The sequence below is a fragment of the Vreelandella azerica genome (assembly GCF_013112225.1).
Taxonomy (GTDB): domain Bacteria; phylum Pseudomonadota; class Gammaproteobacteria; order Pseudomonadales; family Halomonadaceae; genus Vreelandella; species Vreelandella azerica.
In genome coordinates, this window is the sequence record NZ_JABFHI010000001.1 from 479,924 (window position 1) to 493,321 (window position 13,398).

13 protein-coding genes and 2 pseudogenes are annotated in these 13,398 nt (G+C 54.1%); 10 read left to right on the forward strand and 5 right to left on the reverse strand.

Annotation, left to right across the window (positions count from 1 at the left end):
- Positions 1-8 precede the first annotated feature (8 nt).
- Positions 9-608, reverse strand: coding sequence for a cob(I)yrinic acid a,c-diamide adenosyltransferase (gene cobO / locus HLB35_RS02310; protein WP_171701343.1), 600 nt, complete (start codon positions 606-608; stop codon positions 9-11).
- Positions 609-895: 287 nt separating this feature from the next.
- Here cobO and HLB35_RS02315 point away from each other — a divergent pair, with 287 nt between their 5' ends.
- From HLB35_RS02315 to HLB35_RS02330, 5 genes and pseudogenes are all read left to right on the forward strand, one after another.
- Positions 896-1,381, forward strand: a complete 486-nt coding sequence (locus tag HLB35_RS02315) for a YajQ family cyclic di-GMP-binding protein (RefSeq protein ID WP_171701344.1) — start codon at positions 896-898, stop codon at positions 1,379-1,381.
- Positions 1,382-1,461: 80 nt separating this feature from the next.
- Positions 1,462-4,091, forward strand: a pseudogene (pepN, locus tag HLB35_RS02320) (aminopeptidase N).
- 42 nt (positions 4,092-4,133) lie between these two features.
- Complete coding sequence (locus tag HLB35_RS02325) at positions 4,134-4,817, forward strand: diacylglycerol kinase family protein (protein ID WP_328730832.1); 684 nt, start codon at positions 4,134-4,136, stop codon at positions 4,815-4,817.
- Positions 4,818-4,839: 22 nt separating this feature from the next.
- Positions 4,840-5,172: a hypothetical protein gene (locus HLB35_RS18075; protein ID WP_328730975.1), complete on the forward strand. Its 333-nt coding sequence runs from the start codon at positions 4,840-4,842 to the stop codon at positions 5,170-5,172.
- 44 nt (positions 5,173-5,216) lie between these two features.
- The gene (locus HLB35_RS02330; RefSeq protein ID WP_171701345.1) at positions 5,217-5,987 is read left to right on the forward strand and encodes a hypothetical protein; all 771 of its coding nucleotides are present in this window, start codon (positions 5,217-5,219) and stop codon (positions 5,985-5,987) included.
- A gap of 109 nt (positions 5,988-6,096) precedes the next feature.
- Here HLB35_RS02330 and HLB35_RS02335 read toward each other — a convergent pair whose 3' ends face one another.
- Entirely contained in the window at positions 6,097-6,300 is a 204-nt protein-coding gene (locus HLB35_RS02335) for a cold-shock protein (protein WP_100819763.1), read from the reverse strand.
- A gap of 215 nt (positions 6,301-6,515) precedes the next feature.
- Between HLB35_RS02335 and HLB35_RS02340 the strand changes: the two genes are divergently transcribed.
- Positions 6,516-7,172 carry a LysE family translocator gene (locus tag HLB35_RS02340; RefSeq protein WP_171701346.1) on the forward strand — a complete coding sequence of 219 codons (657 nt, stop codon included), beginning with the start codon at positions 6,516-6,518 and terminating at the stop codon, positions 7,170-7,172.
- 14 nt (positions 7,173-7,186) lie between these two features.
- Here the strand turns inward: HLB35_RS02340 and HLB35_RS18080 are convergent, their stop codons facing one another.
- The 3 genes from HLB35_RS18080 to HLB35_RS18090 all read right to left on the reverse strand — a co-directional run bounded on the left by HLB35_RS18080 (position 7,187) and on the right by HLB35_RS18090 (position 9,155).
- Positions 7,187-7,984, reverse strand: coding sequence for a transglycosylase SLT domain-containing protein (locus tag HLB35_RS18080; RefSeq protein WP_328730836.1), 798 nt, complete (start codon positions 7,982-7,984; stop codon positions 7,187-7,189).
- A complete protein-coding gene (locus HLB35_RS18085; protein WP_328730838.1) occupies positions 7,981-8,625 on the reverse strand; it encodes a hypothetical protein in 645 nt (214 codons plus the stop codon). The genes HLB35_RS18080 and HLB35_RS18085 overlap by 4 nt, the downstream gene beginning before the upstream one ends.
- A gap of 101 nt (positions 8,626-8,726) precedes the next feature.
- Positions 8,727-9,155 carry a hypothetical protein gene (locus tag HLB35_RS18090; RefSeq protein WP_328730840.1) on the reverse strand — a complete coding sequence of 143 codons (429 nt, stop codon included), beginning with the start codon at positions 9,153-9,155 and terminating at the stop codon, positions 8,727-8,729.
- A gap of 121 nt (positions 9,156-9,276) precedes the next feature.
- Between HLB35_RS18090 and HLB35_RS02350 the strand changes: the two genes are divergently transcribed.
- The 4 genes and pseudogenes from HLB35_RS02350 (at position 9,277) to sixA (ending at position 13,350) form a co-directional block, all read left to right on the forward strand.
- Positions 9,277-9,624: a YkvA family protein gene (locus HLB35_RS02350; RefSeq protein ID WP_171701347.1), complete on the forward strand. Its 348-nt coding sequence runs from the start codon at positions 9,277-9,279 to the stop codon at positions 9,622-9,624.
- Between the two features lie 112 nt (positions 9,625-9,736).
- Positions 9,737-11,639: pseudogene (gene htpG, locus HLB35_RS02355) on the forward strand (molecular chaperone HtpG).
- A 156-nt stretch (positions 11,640-11,795) separates the two neighbouring features.
- On the forward strand, positions 11,796-12,875 hold the full coding sequence (locus HLB35_RS02360) for an NAD(P)H-dependent glycerol-3-phosphate dehydrogenase (protein ID WP_171701348.1): 1,080 nt from the start codon (positions 11,796-11,798) through the stop codon (positions 12,873-12,875).
- Positions 12,856-13,350, forward strand: a complete 495-nt coding sequence (sixA, locus tag HLB35_RS02365; protein ID WP_171701349.1) for a phosphohistidine phosphatase SixA — start codon at positions 12,856-12,858, stop codon at positions 13,348-13,350. The genes HLB35_RS02360 and sixA overlap by 20 nt, the downstream gene beginning before the upstream one ends.
- Positions 13,351-13,398 lie beyond the last annotated feature (48 nt).

Consider the following 13,398-nt stretch of genomic DNA (forward strand, 5'->3'; position numbering starts at 1 on the left):
TCGATGGTTCAGTAATCAATACCGCGACGGGCCTGGATGCCGTTATTGAAAGCGTGGCGGACTTCCTGCATTTCAGTCACCGTATCGGCCATGTCAATCAGTTCCCGGTGGGCGTTGCGTCCGGTGATCACGACGGTCTGTTCGTGGGGGCGGTTTTCCAGCGCCTGCTTGACCGTTTCGATATCCAGATAGCCGAATTTCAGCATATAGGTGATTTCATCCAGTACCACCAGATAGACGTCCGGATCTGCCAGCATTTTGGCGGCTGATTGCCACACTTCTGTGCAGGCACGAGTGTCTTCTTCGCGGTTTTGGGTGTCCCAGGTAAAGCCCGTTGCCATGATGGCGACTTCCAGGTTGCTGTCGTCTTCCAGGCGATTGCGTTCACCGCATTCCCAAAGTCCTTTGATAAACTGTACGACACCAACACGGTAACCATAGCCCAGCGCACGTGTAACGGTGCCCCATGCGGCAGTGGTTTTGCCTTTGCCATTGCCAGTATTGATCAGCAAAAGTCCGCGCTGCTCGGTCGCATTGGCGACTTTTTCGTCGACATGGGCTTTTAGTTTCTCCATCGACGCCTTGTGACGTGAATCGCGATCGCTCATGAAGCTCCTCTTTGCCAAGTAACGGCGGCTTGCACCTGCTCTTGGGAATTGATGATCAAAATTGAGTAGCGCTAGTATGCCTGATTGATCATGGCCAAGGGAATCCGCAGCAACAATTTGTTATAGGTTTCTTGGTAATAAATACGTCTGATGTAGAAGCCTTGTGGATTTTTCGCCGACCAGTCAACGGCTCTGACAATGCCAGACCAGTCAAAATGGCCTTAGCGTTGGCCGTGAATAGGGTTGCTGCTCTAGAATGGAAAACTATCTTAAATCAGGAATACACCATGCCTTCATTTGATATTGTCTCTGAGTTTGATCAGCACGAAGCCACTAATGCAGTGGATCAAGCCAACCGCGAAGTCCAGTCACGCTTTGATTTCAAGGGCGTTGATGCCAGCTTTACACTGGAAGGAGAAAGCGTAACGCTGGAAGCGGAAGTTGATTTCCAGCTCAAGCAGATGCTTGATGTATTGCGCAATCGGTTGATTGCCCGCGGTATTGATGCGCGCTGCATGGAACCTGAAGACCCTGAGTTGTCAGGTGTCAAAGCGCGGCAGACGGTTAAGCTCAAGCAAGGGTTGGAAGCCGCTGATGCCAAGGATATCGTCAAGCGTATCAAGGCCACTAAAGCCAAGGTGCAGGCCCAGATTCAGGGCGAAAAGGTGCGCGTGACCGGTAAAAAGCGTGATGACCTGCAAGGTATCATGGCGCTTTTGCGCAGCGAAGAAGGGCCGGATTTACCCTTGCAGTTCGACAACTTCCGCGATTAAACCCAGCGCCATGGACAGCGAAGGCGCTTGCCTTCCTTTCATTATTTCAACTGCTTTTATAGCATCAGGAGTCATGCATCATGTCCGAACCCCAGCCGGTTTACCTCAGCGACTATCAACCGCCTGCTTACCGGGTGACCCATACCGAGCTGACCTTTGATCTTGACCCTTCCCATACCCGCGTTCGTGCCCGCCTGTCGATAGAGCGCCACCCAGAAGTGACCAGCACGACCCCCTTGGTGCTTGAAGGTGAAAAGCTCACTCTTGAAGCGCTGGCGATTGATGGCCAGCCGCTGGGAGAGCATGAATACCGGGTTGATGACCACGGGCTGGTGATCAACACGGTACCGGCCGCCTTTGTACTCGACAGTGAGGTGATGATTGCCCCTGAGCAAAACACGGCGCTTGAGGGGCTTTACCAGTCAAATGGCATGTATTGCACCCAGTGTGAAGCGCAGGGATTCCGGCGGATCACCTTTTATCCTGACCGCCCCGATGTGATGGCGACCTTCCGGGTGACCGTGATCGGTAACCAAGATCAGGAACCCGTGCTGTTGGCCAACGGGAACCCGGTGGAAGAGGGCGCGCTCGAAGGTGGGCGCCACTTTGTGACCTGGGAAGACCCTCACCCCAAGCCTTGCTATCTGTTTGCCCTGGTGGCGGGAGATTTGCGCAAGGTTGAAGATCACTTCACCACCATGAACGGCCGCGAGGTGACTTTGCAGCTATGGGTGGAAGAAGAAAACCTCAGCAAGACTGACCACGCTCTGGCATCGCTCAAGCGGGCCATGGAATGGGACGAAAAGACCTACGGGCGTGAGTATGATCTGGATCTGTTCATGATCGTGGCGGTCAACGACTTCAATATGGGGGCCATGGAAAACAAAGGCCTGAATATTTTTAACTCTGCTGCAGTGCTGACCCACCCTGATACCGCCACCGATGCGGCTTTTCAGCAGGTTGAAGGCATTGTCGCCCATGAGTATTTCCATAACTGGTCAGGTAATCGGGTGACCTGCCGTGACTGGTTTCAGCTGTCTCTCAAGGAAGGCTTTACGGTTTTTCGTGATCAATGCTTTTCAGCGGATACCAACTCAGCGCCGGTCAAGCGCATTCAGGATGTGTCTTTCTACCGCACTGCCCAGTTTGCTGAAGATGCGGGGCCGAGCGCTCATCCTGTCAGGCCTGACCACTACATTGAAATTACCAACTTCTATACCCTGACGATTTACGAAAAGGGTGCTGAAATCGTTCGTATGCTATGCAATCTGGTCGGGTGGGACACTTTCCGTCAAGGCAGTGATCTGTACTTTGAACGCTTTGATGGCCAGGCGGTGACTATCGAAGATTTTGTTGCCTGTATGGCTGAAGTCTCCCATCTGGATCTTGGCCAGTTCATGCGCTGGTATGATCAGGCAGGTACGCCGGAAATCGACGCTCACGGTGAATATGATTACGCCCATGCCGAGTATCATCTGACCCTGCGCCAGCGAACGCCAGCAACGCCAGGCCAGACTGACAAACAACCCTTGCATATTCCGGTCAGGATGGGGCTCGTCGGCACCAAGTCTGGCCAGGACCTGACCCTGACGCTGGACGGTGAAAAACACGGTAAGGATACCGTTATACATTTGCATGAAGCTGAACAGACCTTTGTGTTTACCGATGTGGCTGAGGCTCCCGTGCCGTCTCTGCTGCGCAACTTCTCTGCACCGGTGAAGCTGCAGTTCCCCTATTCACGCGAAGAGCTGGCCTTTCTGCTGACCCATGACAGCGATGGCTTCAACCGCTGGGATGCGGGTCAGCGCCTTGCTATGTTGGCACTGGACGACCTGATTGCAGCTCACCGCAACGGGGTTGAGAAAGTCATGGACAGCCGGGTCACCGACGCCTATCGCCTGTTGCTGACCACTCACACCGACGATAAAGCGGTTCTGGCTGAGATGCTGGCATTGCCGTCCGAAGCCTATATTGCCGAGCAGCAGCCGCTGGTGGATGTGGATGCTATTCATGCGGCGCGTGAGTTTGTCAGGCAGTCATTGGCCTTTGCGCTGCGTGATGAGCTGCTGGCTGTCTATCAGGCGAATATCAGCGCAGAGCCCTATGCGCCGACGCCCCAGCAGATTGGCCAGCGTAGCCTCAAAAACGTAGCACTTGCCTACCTGATGGCGATTGAAGATGCCGAAGCGATTGCGCTTTGCCAGCAGCAATTTGAGGCGGCTCACAATATGACCGATGTACGCCATGCCTTGATGCTGCTGGTGCATAGTTCCCGTGACGATCTGGCGAGCCCAACATTGAAGGCGTTTGGCGAGAAGTGGGCACATGATCCTCTGGTGATGGATCAGTGGTTTAGCGTACAGGTCACAAGACCCCAGCAAGATGCGCTGGAGCGGGTCAAATATCTGATGCAGCATCCCGCCTTCTCGCTAAAAATCCCAATCGGGTACGCGCCCTGATTGGTGCCTTTACCCAGAACCGGGTCAACTTCCACCGCATTGATGGTGAAGGCTACCGCCTGTTGGCCAATGTGGTGATTGAGCTCAATCGTCTGAATCCTGAAATTGCGGCGCGCCTGGTGACACCTCTGACTCGCTGGCAGCGTTTTGATGAGACGCGTCAGGCCTTGATGAAAGAAGCCTTGTTACGCATTCAGCAAGAACCGCTTTCAGCCAATGTCTATGAGGTCGTTGAGAAGGCCCTGGCCTAGATTGATCAGGACACCAACAATAGCCGGACAAAGGAAATCATATTGAGTCAGCCTGCTCCTCGTTACCTCTTGATCGTCAACGGTAAGTCATCAGGTGAACTTGCACTGCGCAACGCTGTCTATCAGCAGCGCAACGTCGGCATGGATCTCACCGTGCGCGTCACCTGGGAAGAGGGTGACGCAACCGTGTTTACTCATCAGGCTGGTCAGCAAGGTTTTACCCATGTGATCGCCGGTGGCGGTGACGGAACGGTTAATGAGGTGGTTAACGGCTTGATGCGCTTGCCCAGAGAGCAGCGCCCGGTGATGGGAGTTGTGCCGTTGGGAAGTGCCAATGACTTTGCCCGTTCGATAGGGCTACCGTTGGCACCGCAACAGGCGCTGGAGGCAGTCTGCGAGTTTGATCCACAAGCAATTGATGTGGTGCTGATCAATGCCACTCAGTCAAAAGCCCACATTACGGCCCAGGACGAGGGTACCCAAAACCCTGTTAACCAGCGTTATGTCAATCAGCACTATGTCAATCAGTACTATGTCAATCAGCACTATGTCAATCAGTACTATGTCAACATGCTGACGGGCGGTTTTGGTGCTGAAGTGACCTCTTCCACACCCAAGCGGTTGAAACGTCTGCTGGGGGTGGGGCCTACTCGATCATGGGGGCAGCCAAGGCGTGGCGACATCGCAGCTATCAGGGTACTCTTAACTGGGGGCAGGAGAGGTTGAAACGTCTTTGCTGCTGCTTGGGTTGGGCAATGGGCGCCAGTCTGGGGGTGGGCAGCTGTTAGCCCCCAGGGCAAGGTTGAACGATGGCTACCTTGATGTCCTGATGGTGCGTGATTTTAGTAGCATCGCCAAATTGCCTCGGTTACTGGAAGAATTAAAGTCGTTTCCCGCTGAGGGAGAATTTGTGAGTTACTTTGCAACCCGCAAAATCTCAGTGACAAGTCAGCCTATGGAGGCTTGCTGGCCGTTGACATTGGATGGTGAGACACGTCATTTTGAGGCTTTTACAGCAGAGGTAGAGCCGTTGGCACTGTCAGTGGCTATGTGCGCCGACTCTGCCCTGCTGGTGCCTTAAAGGAATACACAGCAATTAAATTTGATGATATGGAGAATATGGACATGGCAAACCGTTTTTGGCTTCCCACCCTGATAGCTGTTTCACTTCTGTTAAGCGCCTGCGGCGACAGCACGGAATCTGAAAGCACGGCTACAGATGAAAGCACCACCGCGAGTGAGCAGGTAGAGCAGCAGGATAACACTGTCGCTGAGCAGGAAACTGCTGCTGATGAAGTGTCAGCTGAGCAGATTGAAGGTGCCTCTGCTGAGGAAGCATCCGTAGAACAACAGGCGGAAGACGTATCCGAAGAGCCGGTTGTGTCCGGTGGGGAAGACGTTACCGCCGATGAGGAAACGCTGACAACTGATCCGGAATCTGTACTGGATGAAGATTCTGCCTTGCCCGGTGAAGTGACGTCCTCAGAGGTTGATGAGGTGATCAATGCCACGGAACAGCGTTTTGATGAAGCCCAGGAAGCGTTGGATCAGCAGTTTGAAGAAGCTCAGTCCCAGGCAAACGAGACACTCCAGGATGCTGAAGCCCAGCTTGATGACGCCACAGAATATGTTGAGTCCGAGTTGAATACAGCGGCGGATGAATTCTCTTCGGAAACGGGTAACGAAGCGACGCCACAAGACAGCCAGGCAGCTGAGAATGTTCAGGAATTTATTGATGATACCGAACGTCGTTTCGAAGAAGCTCAGCAAGAGCTTGAAGAGCAATTCAATCAACTCAAAGAGCAAGGCAGTGAAGTGCTGGATTCAGACGAAGCTGCTCAGGACAGTATGAATCAGAACAATGCAAATCAAGAGGAAGAATCTGCAAGCGAATAGCAGTTGATTGGAAGTGTTTTCCAACGAGAAGGCCCACAGATAAATCCGTGGGCCTTTTTTAATAACCATCGTGAAATACGTTCAGCGATAGTTCAATAAACGCTAGCTATTAAGCAGGACGAATATTGGAGGCCTGAAGGCCCTTCTTGCCTTGCGTGACGTCAAAAGAAACCTTTTGACCGTCTTGAAGGGATTTGAAGCCTTCAGCCTGAATTTCAGAGAAGTGGGCAAAAAGATCGTCGCCACCGTCATCAGGAGAGATGAAGCCGAAACCTTTTGTATCGTTAAACCACTTGACAGTACCAGTTGCCATTATCAATTTCCTTACATGCTTAATGATAGTGCAAGCAGGCATCTCCCGCTTGCATTGACAATGTAGATGTTCTGCTCATGGACGTCCAGTGAAATAAAGATGATTTTTTTAATATTTTAACCCTACTGAAAGTAAGTAAATAAGCTATCTTGGGCGCCTATCATTTACATTCTCGATCAAACGTCGAGTATTTTCTTTATGCAAGAGAGGGGCCAATGCCAGTCTGGGAATTTGTTGATGGTCAGTTCTGGGCGTTTCTGATAGCGGTAACACTACTTTCAATCAGCCCGGGCGTGGATACTTTGCTGGTGATTCGTAACACCGCCCGCGGTGGCGTCAAGGACGGGATTATTACCAGTCTGGCAATCTGTAGCGGCCTGTTTGTCCACGCCACTATTTCGGCGCTGGGCATCTCGCTGATCTTACTTCAGTCGGCCTGGGCCTTTCATGCCCTCAAAATACTGGGGGCGGCCTACCTGGTATGGCTGGGGGTGTCCAGCCTGAAAGCCGCATGGCGCGGTCAGGGGCTTCGGGTGGAAGGTGTGTTGCACGGCGCCAAGCCTGTAGGACGCTGGCAGCCCGCCAAGGAAGGCCTTTTGTCCAATGTGCTCAACCCCAAGACGATAGTGTTTTATATGGCTTTTCTGCCTCAGTTTATTGCCCCAGGCGACCCTGCCTTGGCCAAATCCTTATGGCTGGCGGGTATCCACTTCATGATTGCCAATGCCTGGCAGATCAGCGTTGCCCTGATGATAGGAGGCGCCAGCCAATGGTTGGCCAGCGCCCGCTTTGCTCGGGCGCTTAATGGTCTGACAGGCAGTGTCCTGGTGGCTTTTGGTATCAAACTTGCTATGGAGCAAAGGCCGGTATGACAGGCCGGTGAGCCTTATGGGCGATTCAGTAGGCTGACATCATAGCGTACGCCTTGCTCTTGCGGGTTAAGCAGAGAGATTCCCTGGGTGCTACCACCCTGACTGAGAGCTGCGAAAATTGCCCGATAGGTCAGCACGGCCTGCACATAATGACGGGTTTCACGAAAAGGGATCTGCTCAACAAACAGGTCAAACTCACGAGTACCCTGTTCCCTTAGCCAACGGTCAACCCGTCCGGGGCCAGCATTGTAGGCAGCGGTGGCTGCTAGCCGATTGCCCCGATAACGCTCAAGTTTATCGCGGATGTAGGTGCTGCCCAGGCGAATATTCAGCTCAGGGTCGAGCACACCGTAGGGGCCAGGGTCGGCAATGCCCAGCTCTCGGCTAAGCTGTGTGGCGGTATCTGGCATCAGTTGCATCAAACCGCGTGCACCGGCGGGTGAAAGTGCTGCAGGATTATAGGCACTTTCACGCCGGGCAATGGCCATCAGTAGGTAAGGGTCGACGCCTGTCATGCGTCCCCAGTGCATGAACTGGTCGCGGTAAGCCTCGGGGAAACGCCAGGCAAGGGCATCCCAGAGTTGCGCGGCTATGGTGGTTTGTACCAGAAGGGCATCCCAGCCGCGTGAATCGGCATAATCTGCCATGGCTCGAGCCGTCTCATCTGAGGCATGACGAACAGCATTGAGCCATTCACTGTTAGCCAGGCCGGGTTCGCCGATGCGCATTAGTGCCTCGGTGCGCTGAACCGCTGGCAGGTTGGCGATGCGCTGGCGACTGGCAGAGTCTGAGTTGTAGGTCTCGATATTCAAAGGAAGCGGTTGATTGGTGCGTTCAGCGGCGGCGAAGCCAAAAAGTCGCGTTGGCCTGCGGCCTTAAAGAAGTGCGCCTCGGCGGCTTGCTGGTTGCCTTGCTGCTCGCTGGCACGCCCGAGCCAATACTGCCAGCGGCTGTCGTTACGCTGTTCATCGCTCATGCTGGCGATCCACTGCTGCACGGCCGTCCAGTCCCTGGCTTGCAAGGCGCGGCGCACACGTAGTTCCAGCACTCGTTCACTCTCAAGCGTCGGTAAGATACGGTCGACCCAGGCGTATGAACCGGGGACTTCCCTGAGCAACGCATAGAAAGCCAGTTCCTCTTCAATAGTTTGCCGGGTAGCGGATGGCAGTGACAGCCGATTGGCCAGCGATGGCCATACGGATAGGGCACCCTGGGTATCCTCCCTGGTCAGTCGCTGCATGGCTGCACGATAAAAAGCAGGGGTTGCCGCGCACTCAGGGCCAAGGCAACTCGGCGCATCATAAAGGGAACCGACACTAGCCGTTGATTCTGCGCGCTGGATGGCAGCCTGCCAGCGGCTGTCGAGCAGGCCTCCCAGGTAGCTCATCAGGCCGCGTTCGCCAGCTTCCCATGCCAGCATCTTGCGCTCCCAGATGGCGTGCTGATCAATCACTCCGCGGCTGCGCAGGCTATCAAACAGGCTATCGCAGGCATCCGGCTGGGAACGCCCAGTCAGCCACAGCTCTTTTCCACCTTCGTAGGCTTGCTGAGGGGTTAGATCCAGCCAGGCCGTGTAGAAATAGCATTGTCGTTCGGTCGTTGAAGGGGGTGTGTCGCGATGGCCCTGAGGTCAGCCCACTGGCGAGCTTTACCATACTCACTGATGGCCTGCCCCTGTAACCAGTCCGCCAGGGGAGCGTCGCTGTGTCTGTCCATGTAACCTTTAACACGTTCAGGCGCCAAACCAGGCAAACGCCCTTTAAGCTGATGGTACTCAATATAGCCGCCCAGAATATGCTGGCTTGTGTCCTGAATGTCGATACGTTCCCAGCGTTGGGCGCGGGCATCATTGAGGGCACTGCGCATATCGGCATCGCTGATGAATTGCCCGGCAGCGGGCGCAGCCAGCGACAGGGTGCCCAGTAAGGCCAGCACACGGCCAATGCCGCAAGCTGGGTGTCTAGGCAGGAAACAGCGTGGCATAAATAATTTCTCCAGGGAGCCGTTTAACGGCATGTTTTAAGATAGCTTAACGTGGTCAGGAGATGAACGAATCGTTTTAATGACTTTCCAATATATTAGCAAAAAGGAGAACGATATTACGATGAAGCCTTTATCTGGTGGCTGGCTGATGCGGCGCCTGACCTCCCGCGCCTGGGTGATTAAACGCATTGTTCGTGCGCTGAAATGGTTTTTCCCCATGACCCGGGATGTCGTGCGTGGTGATTTTCGCCCTGTTCCGTGGCGCGCCTTCGGCTATATGATGTTGGCGTTGGTCTATCTTGTGCTGCCCTTTGATCTGATTCCCGACTTTTTGCTGTTAATCGGCCTGGTGGATGACGTCGTGATTGTTGGCTGGCTGCTCAATCGTATTGACCTGCATTTAGCGGATTACCGCCTCTGGAAGCAGGGGCCTGATGACGGTCAGGACGCATCGTCCACCACGCCTTGAAAAAAAACCGTGCAGCCCCATATCTGCAACACTTGATTCACATAGCAACAGGCAACGTCCGTTGTCTGCTGTTCCATAAACAATATGCAATCACTTGTTGAGGGCTGAACGAATGACCACCGCCACCCACGAAGAAACACTTGGCTTTCAGACAGAGGTTAAACAGCTTCTGAATCTGATGATTCACTCGCTGTACTCTAACCGTGAAATTTTTCTGCGTGAAATGATTTCCAACGCGGCGGATGCCTGCGACAAGCTGCGCTATGCCGCTTTGGATAATGATGGCTTGTATGAAGGTGACAGCGAGCTGCGTATCGAAATCGAACACGACAGCGAAGCAAACACCGTCACCGTCCGCGATAACGGCATCGGCATGAATCGTGATGATGTTATCAGCAATCTGGGTACCATTGCGCGCAGTGGCACGGCTGATTTTCTCAAGCAGCTTTCCGGCGAACAGCAAAAGATGCCCGTTTGATCGGCCAGTTCGGGGTGGGTTTCTATTCTGGCTTTATCGTCGCCGATGAAGTGACTGTGCGCACTCGTAAGGCTGGTAGTGAAAAAGCGAAGGCGTTGAATGGCGCTCCAAGGGTGAGGGCGAATTCACGGTAGCGGATATCGAACGCGAGATTCATGGCACCGAAATCATTCTTCACTTGAAGGAAGATGCCAAGGAGTTTGCCGACGATTACCGCCTGCAGAGCCTGGTGCGTAAGTACTCCGATCACATCGAAGTACCGGTGCGCATGCCCAAAACCGAAACCGCCAAGGATGATGACGGCAACGAAATCGAAGGTAGTGAAGTGACTACCTGGGAAACCGTCAACGAAGCCACGGCGTTGTGGGTGCGCCCCAAGGGTGAAATTTCCGATGAAGAGTACAAGGCTTTCTATAAGCATGTCGCCCACGACTTTAGCGATCCGCTGACATGGAGCCATAACAAGGTAGAAGGCAAGTTGGAGTACACCAGCCTTCTGTATGTACCAGGCCGTGCTCCTTTCGATCTGTATGAGCGTGACGGTGCCCGTGGCGTCAAGCTTTATGTGCAGCGCGTCTTCATCATGGATGACGCTGAACAGTTCCTGCCGCTTTACCTGCGCTTTATCAAGGGCGTATTGGACACCCGCGATCTCTCGTTGAACGTGTCCCGCGAACTGCTCCAACAGGATCCCAAGGTCGATAAGATCAAGGGAGCACTCACCAAGCGCGCCCTGGATATGCTCAAGAAGCTGGCCAAGGATAAAGACGGCTATCAGACCTTCTGGAACACCTTCGGCAGTGTATTGAAAGAAGGCCCGGGTGAAGACCCATCTAACCGGGAAAAAATCGCCGGCTTGCTGCGGTTTTCTTCAACCCACACCGATAGCAGTACCCAGGATCAGTCGCTGGCGGACTACATCGAGCGCATGAAGGAAGGCCAGCAGAAGATTTACTACATTGTGGCTGACGGCTTCAATGCGGCGAAAAACAGCCCGCACCTGGAAATCTTCCGCAAGAAAGGCATCGAAGTCCTATTGCTGCATGACCGCATCGATGAATGGCTAATGAGCCACCTCAGCGAATTTGACGGTAAATCATTAGCCGATGTCGCCAAGGGTGAACTTGATCTGGGCGATGTGGAAGACGAAGAAGAGAAGAAAGCGCAAGAAGAAACCGCAAAATCCAAGGAAGATCTGGTCAAGCGGGTTAAAGAAGCGCTGGGTGAAGGCGTGCAGGAAGTCAAGGTCACTCATCGCCTGACCGACTCACCCGCCTGTGTTGTTCTGCCTGAGCATGAGATGGGCTTTCAGATGCGCCGCATCATGGAAGCGGCAGGCCAGCCGTTGCCCGAGGTCAAGCCGATTCTTGAGCTTAACCCCGAGCATGCCCTGGTAGGCCGCCTGGAAGGGGCTGAAGGCGATACCTTCACGGATTTGGCGCATATCCTGCTGGATCAGGCGATCATTGCGGAAGGTGGGCATCTGGACGACCCGGCGGCTTACGTCAAACGCCTTAATAGTGTACTAACGGCTTAAATCCGTGTTTAAGTAGGCTGTGGCCCGTCAGGATTCCTTGGCGGGCCCTTTGTTTTGCTAGACTGATTTCTCATAAAGCACTTTAGCAAGACGTCTTGATAATACCTATCGGTCACAATATGGCCAGATATCCCAAGTAAGCAAGGACACAGGCATATGGCGGAACAGCAGATTAGCGTGGCCGTGCTGGGTGGCGGTAGCTTTGGCACGGCACTGGCGAGCATTGCCGCTGACAATGGAGCCAAGGTGCGCCAGTGGATGCGTGACGAGCGCCTGGTTGCTCAAATCAACCACGAACATCGTAACGGTCGCTATCTGCCCGATTATGAAATTAACGCAGCCGTTGAGGCCTCCACCGATATTGGCGCTGTCTTGAGTGGCGCTGAGTTAGTGCTGGTGGCCATTCCGTCGAGTGCTTTTCGTAGCGTAGTTCAGGCTGCCAAACCTTACATCAGTGCCGAGCAGATATTGGTTAGTACTACCAAGGGTATTGAGCAGGACAGCTTTATGCTGATGAGTGATGTGCTGCACCAAGAAACCGGATTTGCTCATATCGGTGTGATTGCCGGGCCTAACCTGGCCTCTGAAATCGCCGACAAGCAATTAACGGCGACAGTGATTGCCAGTGCTGATCCACTGACCCGTACCCGGGTGCAACAGGCGCTGGGGTGCCGCTACTTCCGGGTGTATGCCAGCAATGATCGTCATGGCGTTGAGCTGGGCGGCGCCTTGAAAAATATCTACGCCATTGCTGCCGGTATGGCCGCTGCGCTGGGTATGGGGGAAAACACTCGTAGCATGCTGATGACCCGCGCACTGGCAGAAATGAGCCGATTTGCGGTGGCTCATGGTGCCAACCCGATGACCTTTCTGGGCTTGGCCGGGGTTGGCGACCTGATCGTTACCTGCTCTTCCAACCTCTCGCGTAACTATCGAGTGGGGTACGCTATGGGAGAAGGCCGCAGTCTTGATCAGGCAGTGGAGGCATTGGGTCAGGTAGCTGAAGGGGTGAATACCGTCAGGCTGGTATGCGCCAAGGCTGCCCAGATGGGCGTTTATATGCCGATGGCAGAAGGTTTGTACCATGTGCTGTTTGACGGTGTTCCGGCACAGGATATGGCAAGAATGCTGATGATGGGCGAGCAAAGCAGCGACGTTGAATTCGTGCTGCCACGCGAAGCCGTCCATCAGGCTCATCGAGAAACAGGAGATTGGCATGAAGGAAGTCAGCAATAAATTATTATTGATGCGCCATGGCGAAGCTGTTGCCGGGGCGCCGGATAATTTGCGCCGTTTGAGCACACGTGGTGAGCAGGAAGTCACCCGGATGGCTCGCTGGCTAGCAGACCGGGTGGCCAGCAAGGAGTTAGGGCGATTACGGATCATCGCCAGCCCCTATACGCGCGCCCAGCAAAGCGCCCAGGCGGTTGTCCAGGCCCTGGGGAGTGAAGTGGAGACTTATCAGGGTATCACCCCGGACGACTCACCTAATGCCGTGTGTGATTGGCTGATGGCCCAGCCTGATAGCGATACCTTGTTGCTGGTCAGCCATATGCCGCTATTGGGCGAGCTGACCGGCGTCTTGACCAGAGGGCATGCAGGCTTTGGTGTCAGTTTTGCCACGGCAGGGGTGGCGGAATTAAGCGCCGATGTCTGGGCGTCGGGCTGTGCTGAGCTGATCAGCATGACCGACCCTCGCCAGTTAAGCTGATCAAAATATAAAAAACCGGCCCCTGACGGAGGGGCCGGTAGATGACTG